13 protein-coding genes are annotated in these 19,114 nt (G+C 38.2%); 10 read left to right on the top strand and 3 right to left on the bottom strand.

Annotation, left to right across the window (positions count from 1 at the left end):
• The first annotated feature begins 284 nt into the window (after positions 1-284).
• Positions 285-1,097, top strand: a complete 813-nt coding sequence (locus CUC15_RS16500) for a DUF6574 domain-containing protein (protein ID WP_114917713.1) — start codon at positions 285-287, stop codon at positions 1,095-1,097.
• A 321-nt stretch (positions 1,098-1,418) separates the two neighbouring features.
• On the opposite strand, the gene CUC15_RS16495 is transcribed toward CUC15_RS16500, so the two are convergent.
• On the bottom strand, positions 1,419-2,516 hold the full coding sequence (locus CUC15_RS16495; protein WP_114917712.1) for a GntR family transcriptional regulator: 1,098 nt from the start codon (positions 2,514-2,516) through the stop codon (positions 1,419-1,421).
• A 361-nt stretch (positions 2,517-2,877) separates the two neighbouring features.
• On the opposite strand from CUC15_RS16495, the gene CUC15_RS16490 reads away from it, so the two are divergent.
• From CUC15_RS16490 to CUC15_RS16455, 8 genes are all read left to right on the top strand, one after another.
• A complete protein-coding gene (locus CUC15_RS16490) occupies positions 2,878-4,509 on the top strand; it encodes a xylulokinase (protein ID WP_114918489.1) in 1,632 nt (543 codons plus the stop codon).
• A 1-nt stretch (position 4,510) separates the two neighbouring features.
• Positions 4,511-5,206 carry an L-ribulose-5-phosphate 4-epimerase gene (locus tag CUC15_RS16485; protein WP_114917711.1) on the top strand — a complete coding sequence of 232 codons (696 nt, stop codon included), beginning with the start codon at positions 4,511-4,513 and terminating at the stop codon, positions 5,204-5,206.
• Positions 5,207-5,243: 37 nt separating this feature from the next.
• The gene (gene araA, locus CUC15_RS16480) at positions 5,244-6,668 is read left to right on the top strand and encodes an L-arabinose isomerase (protein ID WP_114917710.1); all 1,425 of its coding nucleotides are present in this window, start codon (positions 5,244-5,246) and stop codon (positions 6,666-6,668) included.
• A 254-nt stretch (positions 6,669-6,922) separates the two neighbouring features.
• Positions 6,923-8,314 carry a sugar porter family MFS transporter gene (locus tag CUC15_RS16475; RefSeq protein WP_114917709.1) on the top strand — a complete coding sequence of 464 codons (1,392 nt, stop codon included), beginning with the start codon at positions 6,923-6,925 and terminating at the stop codon, positions 8,312-8,314.
• Positions 8,315-8,755: 441 nt separating this feature from the next.
• Complete coding sequence (locus tag CUC15_RS16470; RefSeq protein ID WP_162800343.1) at positions 8,756-9,358, top strand: TetR/AcrR family transcriptional regulator; 603 nt, start codon at positions 8,756-8,758, stop codon at positions 9,356-9,358.
• Positions 9,359-9,600: 242 nt separating this feature from the next.
• Entirely contained in the window at positions 9,601-10,917 is a 1,317-nt protein-coding gene (locus tag CUC15_RS16465; protein WP_114917707.1) for a purine-cytosine permease family protein, read from the top strand.
• A gap of 73 nt (positions 10,918-10,990) precedes the next feature.
• Positions 10,991-12,085, top strand: a complete 1,095-nt coding sequence (locus CUC15_RS16460) for an S-methyl thiohydantoin desulfurase family protein (RefSeq protein ID WP_114917706.1) — start codon at positions 10,991-10,993, stop codon at positions 12,083-12,085.
• On the top strand, positions 12,085-13,644 hold the full coding sequence (locus CUC15_RS16455) for a hydantoinase/oxoprolinase N-terminal domain-containing protein (protein WP_114917705.1): 1,560 nt from the start codon (positions 12,085-12,087) through the stop codon (positions 13,642-13,644). Before CUC15_RS16460 ends, CUC15_RS16455 begins: the two co-directional genes overlap by 1 nt.
• A gap of 438 nt (positions 13,645-14,082) precedes the next feature.
• Here CUC15_RS16455 and CUC15_RS16450 read toward each other — a convergent pair whose 3' ends face one another.
• Positions 14,083-14,880: a LysM peptidoglycan-binding domain-containing protein gene (locus CUC15_RS16450; protein ID WP_114917704.1), complete on the bottom strand. Its 798-nt coding sequence runs from the start codon at positions 14,878-14,880 to the stop codon at positions 14,083-14,085.
• 579 nt (positions 14,881-15,459) lie between these two features.
• Between CUC15_RS16450 and CUC15_RS16445 the strand changes: the two genes are divergently transcribed.
• A complete protein-coding gene (locus CUC15_RS16445; RefSeq protein WP_114917703.1) occupies positions 15,460-16,653 on the top strand; it encodes a polysaccharide deacetylase family protein in 1,194 nt (397 codons plus the stop codon).
• 956 nt (positions 16,654-17,609) lie between these two features.
• On the opposite strand, the gene CUC15_RS16440 is transcribed toward CUC15_RS16445, so the two are convergent.
• A complete protein-coding gene (locus CUC15_RS16440; protein WP_114917702.1) occupies positions 17,610-18,614 on the bottom strand; it encodes a tetratricopeptide repeat protein in 1,005 nt (334 codons plus the stop codon).
• Positions 18,615-19,114: the final 500 nt, after the last annotated feature.

Below are 19,114 nucleotides of genomic sequence, written 5' to 3'. Positions count from 1 at the left end.
TTATTTCAATAAGATGATTATAGATTATTAGTCTTGATTTGTTAAGACTTTATGACTATTATTTATTTCGATATAATTCAATTGTCCTAATAAATTTAAGTGAATTTAATAAAATATGCTTTAAAATAAGAAAACTTTTGCTATAATCAATTTTGGTAGTTATTAAGTCTTAGTATTATAGAATGAAAAAGAAATAGTGAGATTGTGAAAAACCTTTAAGCTTTTTATACATAGAGAAAGGCATGGAGCAAGAAGGTTTTAATATACATAAAGGAGAATTCATCATGTTAGTTTGTTCAAATTGCAACAATCATCAAGAGGATGGTAAATTTTGTGGAGTTTGTGGAGGAGCTCTAAAGCAAGCTTTAAGTGAAGAACAATTCAATGGAAGCATCGAGCAGTCTGGCGTCAGCTCTGCAAATTCTGGTGCTGCAGCATTGGAAACTCAGGCGCAACCGACTGCAACAGCGATTAAAAGCGGGGTAAGTCAGTATTGGTCTTATTTTTTAAGCTTATTCAAAAATCCTACCCGTGCATTTCAATCGAATGAAAAACACTATCTGAATGGATTAATAACCCTGGCATTATATGCAATTATCTTTTCATTAAGTATTTACTTTCTTACAAACTCATTAATGCGTTCATTTGGTGGTTTTTTCGGAGAATCTGTTCCATTTTTTGCATTAGTTTCTCGACTTGCAATAGCAGTCATCATAACATTCGTCATTACTTTTGGAAGTGCATTTGCAATGATTAGATTTGCAAAAAATCAGGAAACATTCAAAACGATTATTGCACAATATGGCTCCATCATCGTACCATTCACTGCACTAAACGTAGTTGCAATGCTCGGAGGCTTAATTGGATCATACCAACTAACATTCATACCGCTAGTAATTTCTGTTATATTTACGTTTACATTTGTACCTGTTTTATTTGTATTTGAAAAAGTATCAAACATTAATAAGAACGGACAAAAGGTATATCTCAGTCTGGCAACAATTGTATTAATCAGTCTTATTTCTTATATCTTAGGTGATGCGCTGCTATCAAGCTTAGTGGAGGATATTGAAGATCTATTATACTATGTTTGGTAAAGGGACGCAGGAAAGGGACGCAGGGACAGGTACATCGTCCCGCAAAAAAAGGAAGTTTTACGTGGAGGAAGGGACAATTAGCGGATTTGATCTGCTCGTTGTCCCTTCTTTTTGTTTTTAGATTACATCTATGTGCCTAACACAAGAATAAAGCAGTAGCACATGTTTAAATTGCGAAAGTATTGGCGAAATCTTTGCCAAACCTCATAACAAGACCTCTACGCCTTCCCACTTCCGTAGAACCAAGAAATAGGATCCGACAACCAGCAAACCAAAGACTACCTCTAACCGTAAGAACGCCATATCATAATTCACAACAGATTATTTCACATCCAATTCTTTTACGGTTTCTCCTTCAATCAGCTCTGGTTGATAATAGTATTCATTCGGTAAGTCTTTCCTTCCCTGTAATTTCTTAATAATCCAATCTGCTGCATCACGTCCCATTTGTTCTTGTGGGTGTGTTAATGTTGTTAGTTTGATGCTAGCATTTTTGGCTATATAAGAATTGTCTTGGCCAATAATTGACAATTCTTCGGGAATAGAAATACCAAGATGTCTGCATAAATTTGCCACTATGAATCCTACCTCATCGTTATAGCAGACTATTGCAGTCATAGCGTCTCTATTATTATTTAGAAATTCCATCAAGTTAGAGTATAAATCCTGCTTTGTCTCTGTGTTGTAAGAATAAACATGCTCGGGTTCGAATCGTAATTTTGCTTCGCTAAGCGCCTTTATATAACCTTTCATACGAAACTTACCTTGTAAATCATCCGTTTTTGAGATAAGTCCAATTTGTGTGTGTCCTTTGGAAATCAATTCCTTTGTTGCAAGATAACTTGACTGCACGTCATCAAGACATAAGAAAGGTACATCTAGTTCTTCATAATAAGCATTAATCATGATGAATGGAATATCCTGTTCCTTAAAAGATAAGTAATAAGCAATATTTGGATTGTATAAATTACTTTTCGTTGGTTCGACAATCAAACCATCGACACCATATGACAACATCATTTCCAGCGCCTTTTTTTCTTGTTGGACATCATTATTTGTACTTGCTAATAACAAGGAATAATTCTCCTCATTCAATCTTCCTTCGATTCCTCGAATAATCGATGGGAAAATGTAATCAGAAATGTAGGTTGTGATTACACCAATGGTTCTATTATTAGGGTTTGCGCTGGATTTATATTGATATTGGTTGCTAACGTATGTACCGGATCCTTTTTCGCTTTTTAGGAATCCTTCATTTGATAGTTCTAAAATGGCCTTACGAACGGTGTGCCGGCTTACATTGTACTTTTCTTGCAAGGCAGTTTCAGTAGGAATTTTTTCTAATACGCTATATTCTCCTGAAAGTATTTTACTTTTTATATCATCAATGATGACTTGATACTGATACTTTGGTTTCATGTCACTCACTTCCTTCATTGTTCACATTCCAATTCATTATCTCTAAATAGTAGTATGTACATATTTTCCCATAGTTTCGAAGCAAATAAAAGATATAAGTACATTTGTGTCTCATGGTTGATGATTGGTTCTCGTGTGTCCCCAGTATATCACCTGCTATTTTAAAAAAAGGTTAATTTATTACCGACATAAATTTGTATGCACAATAAATATTAATTATTGACAAATGTACGTACAACTATTACAATAAATTTGTAAATAGATTAAGAGAATAGAAACTTCAAATTTATAAGATAAGCAAAAAGGAAAGCGCCTCCTTTTGATTAATAGTTTTGAAAGTGCTATCAGAGAGGGGATTAAAGTGAATACAAATCAAGTAAACACTAAGGAAGCAATCGCTAAGGGAGAAACCTCACTTGGAATCGAATTCGGATCGACACGCATAAAAGCAGTGCTGATAGATAATCGTTTTGAAACAATCGCATCTGGAAGTTATGAATGGGAAAACCGCTTGGAAAACGGATTTTGGACATACAACTTAGTGGATATTATTACTGGGCTGCAAACAGCTTATAGCGATATGAAGCAAGAAGTTGAACGTAATTATGGAATTACTATTCGAACAATAGGTTCCATTGGATTTTCTGCCATGATGCACGGATATATGGCCTTTGACAAAACTGGAGAACTGCTTGTGCCGTTTCGTACTTGGCGTAATACAACCACCACCGTTGCAGCAAGAGAATTAACGGATTTGTTTCAATTTAATGTCCCTGAAAGGTGGAGTATTGCTCACCTCTATCAAGCGATATTAAATGAAGAAAAGCATTTGCCTCGTATTGACTTTATTACCACTTTAGCTGGATATATTCACTGGTTACTGACTGGAAATAAGTCCATCGGTATTGGAGATGCTTCGGGAATGTTCCCGATTGATGAGACAACTGGTGACTACAATGCATCAATGGTCAAGCAGTTTGATGAACGAATTGGTGACAGGGATTATCCTTGGGAGCTTAAAGATATTCTTCCAAAGGTATATACAGCGGGAGAACAGGCAGGGGGATTAACAGAGGTTGGAGCAAGAATTCTGGATAGATCCCGAAATCTGCAACCAGGCATCCCGTTTTGTCCACCAGAGGGTGATGCGGGAACAGGGATGGTTGCTACAAATAGTGTGAGGAAGCGTACAGGGAATATTTCTGTAGGAACCTCCGTTTTTGCCATGATTGTATTAGAGAAAGAACTTTCGAAAGTCTATCCAGAAATTGATTTGGTTACTACACCAAACGGCAGTCCAGTCGCGATGGTTCATGCAAATAACTGTTCAAGTGATATCAATGCATGGCTAGGCTTGTTCCGTGAGTTCTATGAGGCGATGGGGCAAAAGGTTGAAACAGATCAATTATTCGGTGTGATGCTGAATAAAGCTTTGGAAGCGGATCCAGATGGTGGCGGCTTGCTCAGTTATGGTTATTTCTCTGGTGAAAATATAACAGGATTAGAAGAAGGCCGACCATTATTTGTTCGTTCACCAGAGAGTAATTTCAATTTAGCAAACTTTATGCGGACGCATCTTTTTACTGCATTTGGTGCCTTGAAAATCGGCATGGATATTTTGACAAAGGGAGAAAATGTCGCCATTGATGGCATTTTAGCACATGGTGGTTTATTTAAAACTCCTGTAGTCGGGCAAAAAATTGTTGCAGCGGCGATGAATGTTCCGATTTCTGTGATGGATACAGCTGGAGAAGGTGGTGCCTGGGGAATTGCGATTCTAGCTTCTTATATGATAAATCAAGATCAAAATGAAAGTTTAGAAGACTTCCTTGACAATAAAGTCTTTGAAAATGTTGACGGGAAAGAAATTTATCCAGATGAACTCGACATTCAGGGATTTGAAGAATTTATAGAGCGATATAAGAAAGGTTTAGCGATCGAGAAGACTGCTGTAGAACACTTGGTTTTACCAGTAGAGAACAGGAGGAATTGATGTGCTGGAACATTTGAAGGAAGAAGTATTTCAAGCTAATCTAGACTTACCTAAATACGGACTCGTGAAATATACATGGGGAAATGCAAGTGCATTTGATTATGATAGCGGTTTATTCGTTATCAAACCCAGTGGTGTCGATTATGAAACTATGAAAGCTAGTGATATGGTAGTCGTTGATTTAGATGGAAATGTTGTGGAAGGAAAATTGAATCCATCGTCGGATACGCTGACTCACGCAGTACTCTATAAACATTACCCTGAGATTGGTGGCATCGTCCACACGCATTCAACATGGGCGACCATTTGGGCTCAAGCAGGCCTTGATGTACCAGCGATGGGAACGACGCATGCAGACACATTTTATGGTTCGGTACCTTGTGCCCGCTTCTTGACACAAGAGGAGATTGATCGTGGCTATGAAGTCGAAACTGGCAATGTAATTATCGAAACCTTTCAGGAACGTGGATTGGATATTTTAGCAGTTCCAGGTGTCTTGCTTCATGGTCATGCTCCATTTACTTGGGGAAAAGATGTTCAATCAGCGGTGATGAATAGCGTTGTACTAGAGGAAGTAGCAAAAATGAATTTATTTGCACGTGAATTAAATCGTTTTGCTGAAGTATTGCCACAACGAATTTTAGATAAACACTATCTGCGAAAACATGGAGAAAATGCCTATTATGGGCAAAAATAATCCAACTAAACGATAAAACTACGAAAAGAGGATCATTATGTCAACAATGGGGAAAAAAGAATTTTGGTTTGTAGTAGGATCACAGCATCTATATGGAGAAGAAGCGTTAGCAGAGGTTAAAGCGAACGCACAAAAGATAACAGATGCTTTAAATGAAAGCGGTGTTTTGCCTTATCCGTTAGTATTGCAGGATTTAGCTGTTAATGCGGATAAAATCACAAGCACGATGAAAGAGGTTAACTATCGTGATGAGGTTGCGGGAGTTATCACTTGGATGCATACTTTCTCACCTGCAAAAATGTGGATTCGCGGAACAAAGTTACTGCAAAAACCGCTGCTTCATTTAGCAACACAATTTAATGAAAGTATTCCATGGCAAACGATTGATATGGACTTTATGAATCTAAACCAAGCAGCACACGGTGACCGTGAATATGGGTTTATCAATGCACGTTTAAATAAACAAAATAAAGTTGTAGTCGGATACTGGGAACGCTCTGAAGTACAACAGCAAATTGCAGATTGGATGGATGTAGCCGTTGCTTATAATGAAAGCTTCCATATCAAGGTTGCTCGTTTCGGTGACAACATGCGGAATGTTGCAGTTACCGATGGTGATAAGATAGAAGCACAAATCCAATTAGGCTGGACAGTGGACTACTTTGGTATTGGAGACTTAGTACAATACGTAAATGCTGTAAAGGAAGAAGAGATTGATGCATTATTTGAGGAGTATGCAAATCTTTATGAATTTGATTATGGTACATACAGTAAGGAAGAGTGGGAGGCTAGCGTAAAAGTTCAAGCAAGCTATGAAATTGCGATTAAACGTTTCCTTGACGATGGTGGATACAATGCCTTTACTTCTAACTTTGAAGATTTATATGGCATGAAACAGCTCCCTGGTCTTGCGGTTCAGCGTCTAATGGCACAGGGGTATGGATTTGCTGGTGAAGGAGACTGGAAAACTGCAGCACTTGATCGTTTACTCAAGGTGATGAGCCATAACCAATCAACAGGATTTATGGAAGATTACACATATGAATTAGCTGAAGGCCAAGAATCAATTCTTCAATCACATATGCTCGAAGTAGACCCAACGTTAGCAAGCAACAAACCAAAAATTATCGTATCACCATTAGGGATTGGTGATCGTGAGGATCCGGCACGTTTAGTATTTGACGGAAAAGCAGGAGACGGTGTGGTTGTCTCGATGGCAGACTTTGGTACGCATTACAAGCTTTTGATCAATGAAGTTACTGCATTTGAGCCAACTGCTCCAGCTCCGAATCTTCCGGTGGCTCGTGTACTTTGGAGAGTGTTGCCAAACTTCCAGGATGGGGTTAAAGCTTGGATTGAAAATGGCGGTGGTCATCATACAGTTGTTTCATTGAATTTAACGACAGACCAAATTATAAGCTATGCAAAACTCGTTGACTTGGAATATGTAGTGATTAAGTAATATCCTTGTCCTCCGAGGAAGTTCTGTTTCCTTGGAGGTAAAAAGGTATTCCAGAAGTTAAAAATGATAATCCCTTTATTTGTAAGCGTTGTTGTAGCTTTTGAGAAGAATTGAAGGCGTTTAACAAGAGCGATAATAACACAGAATTTATCCAGATAGATTATCTAGTAGTTTAATAACCTAGCATCTATTTGCAGCTAGAAAACAGAGATTCTTAAAAAATATAAGTTTAAAACCTTAAGGAGGGAACTTTAATGGTTAATGAAAAAAAAATAACGAGTGGCTTCATTTATTTCTTTGGGGCTTTTGGAGGCATTCTATTCGGTTATGATATTGGCGTTATGACAGGTGCTTTGCCGTTTCTGCAGCAAGATTGGAACCTTCAAAACAATCCTAGCGCTATTGGCTGGATTACCTCTTCGTTAATGCTGGGAGCTATTTTTGGAGGAGCGTTGGCTGGACAACTGTCTGATCGTTTAGGGCGACGCAAAATGATATTAATATCTTCTATCATTTTTGCTGTTGGATCTATTTTGGCAGGAATAGCCCCTCATAATGGGATTCTCTTTATGATATTTTCTCGGGTTTTATTAGGACTGGCTGTTGGTGCTGCTTCAGCGTTGGTCCCAGCCTATATGTCAGAAATGGCGCCTGCACGTTTACGTGGACGTCTTTCAGGAATTAATCAAACAATGATTGTTTCTGGGATGTTGCTTTCGTACATTGTCGCTTATTTTTTGAAAGACTTGCCAGGAACAATGGCTTGGCGGTTGATGCTTAGTTTGGCTGCCGTGCCTGCATTGATTTTATTTATTGGAGTGTTAAGGTTACCTGAATCTCCACGCTTTTTAGTAAAGAATAATAGACTTGATGAAGCACGTAAAGTTTTGAGCTATATTCGTCCAAAAGCAGAACTTGATTCTGAAATAAAACAAATTCAAGATACTGTTAAAGAGGAAAAACTGGCAAGTAAAAATGTATCATGGGGTTCACTGCTTAGTAATAAATACCGTTACTTAGTCATTGCCGGTGTTGGTGTTGCTGCTTTTCAACAATTCCAAGGTGCTAATGCAATATTTTATTACATTCCTATGATCGTAGAAAACGCAACAGGGCATGCAGCTGGCTCAGCATTGATGTGGCCAATTATTCAAGGGGTTATTCTCGTACTAGGTTCATTACTATTCCTGCTGATTGCTGATAAATTTAATCGCCGTACTTTATTAACATTGGGTGGAATGGTTATGGGGCTGTCCTTCATTTTCCCTGCAATCTTGAATCTAGTAATTCCAAATGCAAATCCAATGCTGATTGTTGCATTTCTAAGTATATATGTAGCATTTTATTCATTCACATGGGCTCCATTAACGTGGGTTATTGTAGGAGAAATATTCCCATTGATGATTCGGGGACGTGCATCAGGATTGGCATCATCATTTAACTGGATAGGTTCTTTCTTAGTTGGATTGCTGTTCCCAATTATGATTGCTTCCATATCTCAAGAAGCTGTTTTTGCAATCTTCGGTGTGATTTGTTTGCTTGGGGTATTATTTATCCGAATTAGAGTCCCTGAAACACGCGGATTTACCTTGGAGGAAATCGAAAGAATCGGAGAAAGCAGACAAGCTAAGGGGAAAAGTGCGTAAAGAGAGGTTTGAGGTTTGGAAATATCTTTTGTATGCATTAGCTGGACAAATGCATTTTCGAATATTTGCTTTAAGGTATAAGTTCTTCCGCAATCCGGCGCGATTGTGAAAATTATAAGTCTAATTCCTTGCCTAAAATTCGGGGGATTAGGCTTTTTACTTTTCAGAAACAGAAAGACTGATTTAATGCTCAACTTGCACTTCACTTTATTTCTACGGCATCTTCCTCATTTGGCATTAGCTTATCCATCTCAAATCAAATCAAAAAATAAAATATATTGAATAAAATTCAGAATACATCTAATAGCGATTAATCAACAATGGTTCCGCTTTCTCACAATAAGTAAAAGATTTGGTTTTAAGTAAATTATCAAATAACTTGTTGACCAAGTACTAAAGAGCGCATATAATGTAACCTAACAAACGTTAGGTGGTGATATATTGCAGAAAGAATTAATCGATGCAGCATTACATCAATATGCTTTGCATGGGTATCATGGGGCAACGATGAGAAAGATTGCGACAGAAGTTGGGATAAAGCCAGCATCCATTTACTTTTTTTATAAAAATAAAGAAGAGTTGTTTATCGCTGCATTTAAACAGCTATTGAACAATCACTTCAGGAAAATGGAAAGCATTTTACTAGAAAACAGGGACAAACCTGTTGAACAAATCTTCACCGCGATGTTTCAGGGGATTGCATCGCATCATAAAGGAGATATAGAAGGTACAAATGCGTACATTTCGCTCGTTACATCACCTATACCAGAAATTACGAAGTATCTTTACAGCCATATGCTGCGATATAACGAGTGGCTCGCTGATTCACTGGAGTCTATCTTAAAAAACAGTTATCCAACAATGTTACCACGTGAGATTGATCGCGTAATTAAGCAATTTGTACTTATTGGTAACGGTATTTTTTGGGGAATTAAGTTATATAATGATGAAGATTTTGAAGAACAGGTAGTACTTGCAAGTGAAATAATTCATGCATTATTTGATGAAATAAACAAAGGTCTTATTCACGAAAGAGAATATTGATTTGAAGAAACGAAAAGTGGAGCTACTAAAGCTGTCACAGAAAGGCTCTTGCTAAACCATAGTTTTTCTAATAGAAAGGTAACCTTATGGCATTTAATGCGAAGGTTTCCTTTAGAAAATAAGCAAATAGTAAAGTACAACTTAAAAAAACGGAATATTTTAACAAGGGTTGACATTTCCTTTTAATAAGAAAATTCCCCATGTGAAAAATAATTACACGAAGGATATAGGAGGTAAGGAAAATGGGGAAAAAAGTAGCAATTGGAGACGACTATTCACTATCAAGAGTACCGATGTCAGCAAGACAGTCATTATGGAGCATCACAATAATCCGGGTAGGTGCTTTAGCGACAATCTCTCAATTTATATTAGGTGCTGCATTAGGATATGGCATGACATTTTGGCAAGCGTTTTGGGCTACGATGCTTGGAAGTGTTATTTTACAAGTAATCAGTTTCCTTCTAGGGTATGCTGGTGCACGTGAAGGTTTATCTACAAGTCTATTGTCAAGATGGACAGGGTTTGGTCGCTATGGGTCAAGTATTATTGGTGGCGTAATTGCCATATCTTGTGTTGGCTGGTTCGGCGTACAGAACTCTGTTTTTGCAGATGGGCTGGTACAGGCATCCGGAGGGAAATTACCGCTTCCTGTCGCTGCTGCGATTACTGGATTAGGTGTTACCGTGCTTGTAATGTTTGGTTTTAAACTATTAAGTATAACTGCCGCGATAACAGTCCCTGCTTTTCTGTTGGCGGTCGCTGTTGGAATATATCAGGTATTAAAGGACCACTCGATTACGGATTTAATGTCAGCTTCTCCTGCTGGTGAAGCATTATCGATGGGTGCTGCTGCTACAATGATTGCTGGTGGGTTCATTATTGGTGCGGTCATTACACCAGACTTCAGCAGATTTGCTAAGAGCGGGAAAGATGTATTTTGGATGTCAACGATTGGCTTGCTTATTGGTGAACTTGGAATCAATATGATCGCAGTTCTAATGGCACTTGCAGCTAGAACCAATGACATTGTAAGTATTATGGTGTCAACTTCTGGTTGGCTTGGAGCACTTGTAGTTGTATTATCGACGGTTAAAATTAATAATTTAAATCTATATTCTTCTTCACTCGGCTTTACGAACATTTTTGATTCTATCTTTAAAATAAAATTGAATCGCGGAATGGTAACACTTGTTATTGGAATTATTGGAACAGTACTTTCGGTTATTGGTATTCTGGATTACTTTGTTGATTTCCTTGTATTCTTAGGAGTGCTTGTACCACCAATTGCTGGGATTATCGTCGTTGAATATTTCATCTTAAAAACAAACCGGCAAGTATTGGATGAATCGAGAGCAAAAGGTACGTTACCATCAACTGTTGACAAAATGCATCCAATTACGCTCATTGCCTGGGCAGCAGGATTTGCAGCTGGTTATCTACTAACAGTAGGAATTCCTTCAATCAATTCACTTTTAGTCAGTGGTATCGTCTATTATTTGGGCGCATTGCGTATAAAAAATGGTAAAAACAAAAAAGAGTTAAATGGAAAAATTGCATAATGACAACGAAGTAAATTCACCTGAAGACTTAGTAAATGCTAAGTCTTCTAAAGAATAGTGGAGGTAATAATAAATGAGAAAAATTGGGAAACAGGAAATTGAAGATATTGCTGTAGGTGCAGCATTACTTGGAACTGGCGGGGGCGGGGACCCATATATTGGGAAACTGATGGCACTGCAAGCAATCGAGGAATATGGACCGGTAACATTGTTAGATGTGGATGAAGTTCCCGATGACGCTCTGATTGTTCCTTCATCGATGATGGGAGCACCAACGGTTATGCTGGAGAAGATTCCAAGTGGTGAAGAGGCGATTGAAGCTTTTCAAAAACTGGAGGAATACTTAGGGAAGAAAATCTATGCAACATTCCCAATTGAAGCGGGTGGGGTAAACTCCATGCTTCCATTTGCACTTGCAGCAAGATTAGGATTACCTGTTATTGATGCAGATGGGATGGGAAGAGCATTCCCTGAATTGCAAATGGTGACCTTTTATTTAGATGGTATTTCTGCAACACCAGCAGTGATTGCTGATGAAAAGGGAAATACAGCATTGTTATCGACGATTGATAATGTTTGGACGGAGCGGATTGCTCGTGCAGCTACGATTCAAATGGGTGGTTCCGTCATGAATGCCATGTATTCGATGACCGGGAAAAATTTAAAGGAAAGTGGCATCAGCAATATCTTGAAGCTTGAAGAGGAAATTGGAAAAACAATCCGACTTGCTAAAGCTAACAATGTGGATGCCATCCAGGAAGTACTGAAAACCGTTGGCGGATTTGAATTATTTCAAGGGAAAGTGACCGATATCAATCGTAAAACGGAATCAGGATTTGCAAAAGGTATCGCAACATTTGAAGGGCTTAATGATTATAAGGATGAAACATTGCAGCTTCGTTTTCAGAATGAACATTTACTTGCACAAACAGACAAGCGATTGCTTTGTGTGACACCGGATCTAATCGCTGTTCTTGATTCAGAAACAGGACTTCCAATTACAACAGAAGGAATCCGCTATGGTTCAAGATGTGTTGTCATTGGCATCCCATGTCATCCGAAGTGGCGAACAGAAAAGGGAATTGAAACAGTCGGTCCAAAGTATTTTGGTTACGACGTTGATTATACTCCAGTAGAAGAACTAGTGAATAAAGAGGTGACAAAGTAATGGGTGCTTATCGTATTGGAATTGATGTAGGGGGAACCCATACTGATGCAGTTTTATTAGATCAGAATAATCGAGTTTTATCAGAAACGAAGTCATCTACAACTGTGGATGTTGCAACAGGTATTTATCAAGCAATGCATGAAGTCATTACTAATTCTGATGTTTCTCGTGAGGATATTGGCTATGCGATGCTTGGAACAACACATTGCACGAATGCAATTGTAGAAAGAAAAGGACTGAATAACATTGCCGTTGTTCGCATTGGCGCTCCAGCAACATTGGCAGTTAAACCACTTGTAGGTGTACCAGATGAACTTCGCATCGCACTTGGAAAATATGTATATCTTGTCCGTGGCGGCCATGAATTTGATGGACGGGAAATTGTTTCATTAGATGAAGCGCATTTGTATCAGATTGCTGAGGAAGTCAAAGGTCACGTCGATTCAATCGCAATCACTTCTGTTTTTTCTCCAGTGTCAAGAGACCATGAAGAACGCGCAAGAAATATATTTAATGAAGTATTGGGAGATGAGGTTGCGATTTCCTTATCATCTGAGATTGGTTCTGTAGGATTACTCGAGAGGGAAAATGCTACGATTCTCAATGCCTCTGTCGTGAACGTTGCAAAAACTGCTGCAGATGGATTTATCAATGCTTTAAAAAATGAAGGAATTGAAGCAAAAGTATTTTTTGGACAAAATGATGGAACATTAATGTCCGTAGATTATGCGGTTAAATACCCTATCTTCACGGTTGCATGTGGCCCAACGAATTCATTGCGCGGTGCATCTTATTTAGGTGATTTATCCGATGCGATAGTCGTTGACGTTGGTGGGACAACCTCTGATGTTGGTGTATTAATCAATTCATTTCCCCGGGAATCTTCATTAGAAGTGGAAATTGGCGGAGCGCGGACAAACTTCCGGATGCCTGACCTAGTTTCGATTGGATTAGGTGGGGGTACAATCGTTCGAATTCAAGAAGATGGCGAATTCACGATTGGACCAGACAGTGTTGGATACCATTTGCCAGAAAAGGCGCTGATTTTTGGTGGAGACACATTAACGACGACGGATGTCGCTGTTGCTTTAGGAAAGGTAGAGCTTGGTGATCCATCAAAGGTTGCTCATCTTGATAAAGGATTGCTAACCCGAGTTTATTTAAAAATAGTAGAGCTTGTTGAAGAAGCAGTTGATAAAATGAAAACAAGTGCAGAGCCTATCCCGGTTATCCTGGTTGGTGGGGGGAGTATTTTATTGCCAACGGAATTAAAAGGTGCCTCACAAGTAATACGTCCTGAGCATTCAGGTGTTGCAAATGCAATTGGATCGGCAATCTCTCAAGTAAGTGGTCAGATAGAAAAAATTTATCTATTTGATGAAATTGGCAGAGAAGATGCATTAGAATGGGCTAAGGCTGAAGCTAAGGGAGAAGCAATCAATGCAGGTGCAGATCCAGACAGCCTCGTGATTGTGGACATAGAAGACGTTCCACTAGCTTATTTACCAGGAGGAGCAACAAGAGTACGAGTGAAAGCAGCTGGTGAATTGAGCCAATAGGGACGCAGGGACAGGCACCTCGTCCCAAATAGGAAGTTGGGAAGGAATCCTCATTTGGGGGAGCCTTTTATCTTTAGCTAAAGGACAAGAGGTACATTGTCCGAATATCGAAAAAAAGTAACCGTCCTCCACTCGACCAAAGTTTAGGATAGGTTACTGTCTTGCTAGGTAAGCTATTAAAGGTCCGCCGTTCTACATGCGGCTTGCAGTTGCTTTAGACAGAGTGTAACAGCACTCTGTCTATTTTTATTATACATATATTGTGTTTGTTTGTTTTGTTTGCGCAACTAGTACCAAGTATCTGGGGAATTTTCTTTAAGTACAAAAACACCAGGCTTTTAACCTGATGTTTTTGTGACTAAAAATTGTCAAACATAGAAAGAATCCCTTAATCTGGATTGTTTGTCTTCCGTATACATTAATATAGGGTAACTTTTCTTAAAAATAGACTTTTGTTTTCACCAAATCTTGGATACTGCCATCATTAGCGCTTCTTGTGTAAACCCAAAGTTCACCTGTATTTGATGTAGGGGTTCTATCAAATGGTAAAGTACTAGTGAACTTTCCATATTCAGGTGCCCCTTCATCAGCCATTGTAAAACGTTCTTTAGAGACAATGGTTCCGTTAGCATCTCTTAATTGGTGTAAAACATTAGCTTCAAAAGCTCTTGCTTGACCTTCTATTCTTTGATTATTAACAATTCTTGTTCCTGGAAGAGGAGTCCATACTATAATATTTCGAGAGGTTGGTAAAGGAAGAATCAAATGAAATTCTGGCCAAATAAGATCTCCTTGAGAACTTGGTCTACCTTGGTTTGCTTTTGTTATATTTGAAAGTGGAATTCCAAATCTACGTGAAATAGATGAAAGTGTATCTCCGGATTGTATCTCATATATAAATACAGGTACAATCAATCGTTGATTAACAGAAATAAGATTAGGATTTTCTAGATTATTGACGCCGGAAACTAAATCAATAAATGTACTAAATCTAGAAGCAATCCCACTGACTGTATCTCCTGATTTAACCATATATGTTACTTTTCCTGTTTCTGAAAGACTAGGAACAACCAGTACATTTCCAGGGAAAATAAGACCAGGATCAGTAATCGGATCAAATAAATGATTCGCACGTTCTATCGCCTCGACAGAGCTTCCCAATCTACGAGCTATTGAATATAGTGTATCGCCTTCACGTACTGTATAAATATAACCTTTCTTAGAAACTACTGGCAATATTCATCACTCCATTAAATATTTTAAAAGATAATCATTAAGGGATTCGCTATAGTATATAATTTTTTTTCGAAATGGTAAGGGCAAATTATTGAAGGGAAAGATGAAACTTTCTAATAGAATATAAAGAATGCTGCACTTTTTGTATGAGGTGAGGTAGAGAAGTGCATAAAAGGATTTTCATTTAGAAGAGGGAGTGTAAATTAGATTGTGTAAGTAAGTGAGGTACGAATCTTGCTGCGCAGTTTATTTTTTTATTATTAGAATATAAATAAGTGATCTTGATATAAAGTCCGTTGAATCAGCGAACCCAATGCTTGATTCCTGAAATTAATACACGATTTTTAATATATTTCAAAGGGCATTTTAGCCCAAATTTACTTTACGAACTAAACTAAAGAATCATATACAAAAAAAATAGAATTTTATAAAATAGTAGTGAGTAAGTTAGTTCGTGTAGGATAATTAAATTAAAGATTTTAATCGTTAAACTTTAAAAGAGGGGTGAGTGATCAATTTAGTTTGAATTAAAAAATCAAGAAATATCAGATTCATGAAAGAGGGAAGGAGTACGAAAGAATGAAACGCTATCTTATTCTATTCATTTTACTTTTTGTATCCGCTTGCTCCGATGAAGAAGTATCCCTGACTGTGAATCAACAAGAGAATGAAAATACAAAAATAGTAGAAGCAGCAGATGATGCTTCACCTGAAAGTGAACTAGAAAGTCGAACCGAAGATGTAGAAGAAAATAATGAAGAAAATGTTCAAGAAGAGGCTATAGAAAAGGAAGAAAAGGAGGATGACGTTACTCTATTTCCTTATGAGGGTGAAGTCGAACACATCTTTTTCCACCCGCTTATGGCGTACCCGGAGCTATCTTTTGCGGGTCCACAAGCTCAAGGATACAATGATTGGTTCATCACCGTTGACGAGTTTAATAGAACTTTGGAAGAATTGTATAAACGAGATTTTATACTTGTTCACTTGGGAGATGTTTACGAAAAAGTAGATGGAAAGATTCAGAAGAAAACACTTCAACTTCCTGAGGGTAAGAAACCAGTAGTCATTTCCGTTGATGATGTAAACTACTACGAATACATGAGGCAAGAAGGAAACGTTTATAAATTAATTTTGGATGATGAGGGTCGTGTTGCTACCTATTCCCTTAATCCAAAAGGGGAAGAAGTGATTTCTTACGAGAATGAAATCATTCCTATCTTAGATACTTTTGTCGAAGAAAATCCTGATTTTTCCCATGAAGGAGCAAAAGGAGTCCTTGCCTTAACTGGATACGAGGGGGTTCTTGGATATCCGACTCACAATCTCGATTCCAAAGATTATGATAAAGAAAAGAAGAAGGCAATCGCTGTAGTAGAGCGTCTAAAAGAAACCGGCTGGACGTTTGCAAGTCACTCTTACTCTCATATGGATATGGGGAAAGCTTCATTAGAAAGTGTTAAACGTGACACGGAACAGTGGAAAAAAGAAGTGGAGATTATTACTGGTCCAACTCCCCTGTACATTTATCCGTTTGGCTCCCGTGTAAAACATGGCGGGGAACAATTTCAATATCTCGCCGAGCAAGGGTATGAGGTGATCGCTGCCGTTGGACCCACATCTTATACAGAGGTCGTACATAATGTATATACGGGGGATCGTCGTCGTATCGATGGAATGGCACTAATTGATCAACCCCATCTATTAACAGATTTACTCGACCCTGATTATGTCTTGGATAGAGAGAATCGGCCCGAAGAGTATTTGAAGTAGTGGGATAAAGTATAGAATACTTTGTTAATGGTATAGCATCTGTATCAGTAGGTATGGGAACGATTTGAACCTTCAAGTAATTTATTCAAGACTTGTTGTGATGATTGTTAAAGAAATGAGAAAAAGTAACCGTCCTTGACTCGATCGAATTTTAGGATGGGTTACTTTTTTTGTTAAATAGGCTATTAAAGGTCTGCCGTAAACGTTATAAATACAATATAGAACATTAGTTCTATATTGTAAATGTAATTTGGGAATAAATTATTGTGTAAAAGAGCAGAGACAGATACCTTGTTCTTTTGCCGATGGGGAGATGTGTTACAGTGGACTGCCCACTATACAAATCTCAACCCAATTCAACATATAATACCACCTTTTACACTTTTATTTCGATTGTAACTATGAAAGGGTTTTTTATAGGGAAAAATATGGACTGCCAGGGAGTGGACGGTGAATCTGGACGAGGTGGAAAAATGTGTGAATGAATCGGTTTCAGTATTTTTGGATCTTTGATAATGTTGAACAAAGAGGCTGGCAAAAAGCGTCAATTCAATAAGTCAAACCACGGTATTTTATGCAAAAAGTGGAAGTCTGATACCCGGTCGGCGTTGGTGAAGTATAAGTTGATACATAATTGCTTTGGAGTGAAAGTGCGGGCATCTGATTAGAAAATCACGTTGCTCGGCAGTTTGCATGCATCAATCAGATAAGAGAAAACAATAAATCGATAAGTCCCATACTTAAAACAGAAACAAAACAAAAACAGAAGAGAGGAAGAGGAAGGATGCCGCGGGATTGGTTTTATTTTGAACATACTTTTTGGTACTTTGGCTGGACGTTAGTGTGGTGGAAGATAGGGTGGCAGAAAGAACACAGGTACCTTGCCATCTTCTGATGGTGAGATTTGGGATAGTGCCCCTGTCCCTGTATTCATTCCAACATGCATCATTTCTAATTCATTGACCCTTCAATTTCATTTGTGCTTCTTTATCACCTTTAAGTGCAGCTTTTTTATACCAATACTTCGCTTTTTTTAGGTTTATAGGAGTGCCTACACCGGCTTCATAGCAAAATCCGAGGTTGAATTCACCATCAACATCCTGTCTGTCAGCAGCCATTGCAAACCAGCTTATGGCTTCTTCGCCACGGTCATTTTCAAATGCTTCCTGTCCGAGGTGATTTGCTGCAAAGTCATCACCTCGAAGGGCTGATTGTATGTACCAATGCTTTGATTTTGTTAAATTAGCTTCCGTGCCGATTCCGTTTTTATATAAATATCCGAGCGTATACATTGATTCTGCAACACCTAGTTCAGCAGCTTTTGAAAAGAGCTCGAAAGCACGTTTATCATCTTTTTCCACATACTCTCCATGCAAATACATGTCTGCATAATTGTTCATTGCGTCAGGATGACCTTTTAATGCCGCATCCTTATAGCACGCAAATGCCTTTTCAATGTTTTTATCTACAACAATGCCATCAAAATAATAGTTGCCAACCCAGAAGATGGCATCGATATTAACTGCATTGGCTGACGAATTATACCATACAAACGCCCAATCATCCCGCCCGATTGACTTATAGAATTTTCCGAGTACAAGCTGTGCTTCCGAATCGCCCTGCATCGCGTTTTGATATAACGTAATCGCTTCCTGCAATTCATCCTTATCCAATGTAATGGCAGCCATATCATTGGTAGGTGTAATCACCTCCCGTAAGAGGCACCCTAAATCACGCAATAAGATTTCTTGATATGCTGCTTGATACGCTGATAAAGCACTCACTTGTGAATACAGAATACCAATATCGTACGAAAAATCGATAGCTTCTGCATGACAGTCCTCTAAAATTTCGGCAATCGTTTCTAGTTTTTCATGCCCTTGTTTCAGTTCAGGCAATAGAAATGCTGCTTTTTTATAGCCATGTTGACTAAGCGCTTTTTGTAACTGCTGTATATCCACGAAGTCACACTTCCTTTAAATCATTCCTTCTCACTATCATACCATCTCATGAGTGAACAGTAAGCATACTAGCATTTGATGATGCACTTCGGTTTCGTATTTTATCATTTCATGAAGGCACTCACCTACATACATTATGCCAAATTGATGCATATTATTCTTCACGTGTAAGACCTTTTCACCCTGCACCCAGACTTCTCGAATATTCTCCGGTCGAACTAGATACTGATCTTTTGGAAAGCAGACGGCGTCGCAGGATTAATATTAAACTTAAAGGGAAATTAAGTTTCTTGATAGAGTTTATGGACCAGAGTTTTTCTGTTATAACCAAAGTTTGCTTCACAAAATTTATTCTAAAGTCCTATATCAAATATTCATTCTTTAGACTTATTGTTTCGATATAGTCAATGAATTATGATAAATATGATGGTAATTATTGGAATTATCTTTTGTTATCCCCTTTTTTCGAGTGTTACGATAAATAGGCTTGCTTACCTTTT

Source organism: Oceanobacillus zhaokaii (assembly GCF_003352005.1).
Classification (GTDB): domain Bacteria; phylum Bacillota; class Bacilli; order Bacillales; family Amphibacillaceae; genus Oceanobacillus; species Oceanobacillus zhaokaii.
This window is presented reverse-complemented; position numbering and strand designations above follow the sequence as displayed.

Excerpts from the sequence above, each read along its gene's own strand:
- CUC15_RS16495 (WP_114917712.1), bottom strand. The coding sequence starts at position 2,516 with ATGAAACCAAAGTATCAGTATCAAGTCATCATTGATGATATAAAAAGT.
- CUC15_RS16500 (WP_114917713.1), top strand. The coding sequence starts at position 285 with ATGTTAGTTTGTTCAAATTGCAACAATCATCAAGAGGATGGTAAATTT.
- CUC15_RS16475 (WP_114917709.1), top strand. The coding sequence starts at position 6,923 with ATGGTTAATGAAAAAAAAATAACGAGTGGCTTCATTTATTTCTTTGGG.
- CUC15_RS16465 (WP_114917707.1), top strand. The coding sequence starts at position 9,601 with ATGGGGAAAAAAGTAGCAATTGGAGACGACTATTCACTATCAAGAGTA.
- CUC15_RS16460 (WP_114917706.1), top strand. The coding sequence starts at position 10,991 with ATGAGAAAAATTGGGAAACAGGAAATTGAAGATATTGCTGTAGGTGCA.
- CUC15_RS16455 (WP_114917705.1), top strand. The coding sequence starts at position 12,085 with ATGGGTGCTTATCGTATTGGAATTGATGTAGGGGGAACCCATACTGAT.
- CUC15_RS16445 (WP_114917703.1), top strand. The coding sequence starts at position 15,460 with ATGAAACGCTATCTTATTCTATTCATTTTACTTTTTGTATCCGCTTGC.
- araA (WP_114917710.1), top strand. The coding sequence starts at position 5,244 with ATGTCAACAATGGGGAAAAAAGAATTTTGGTTTGTAGTAGGATCACAG.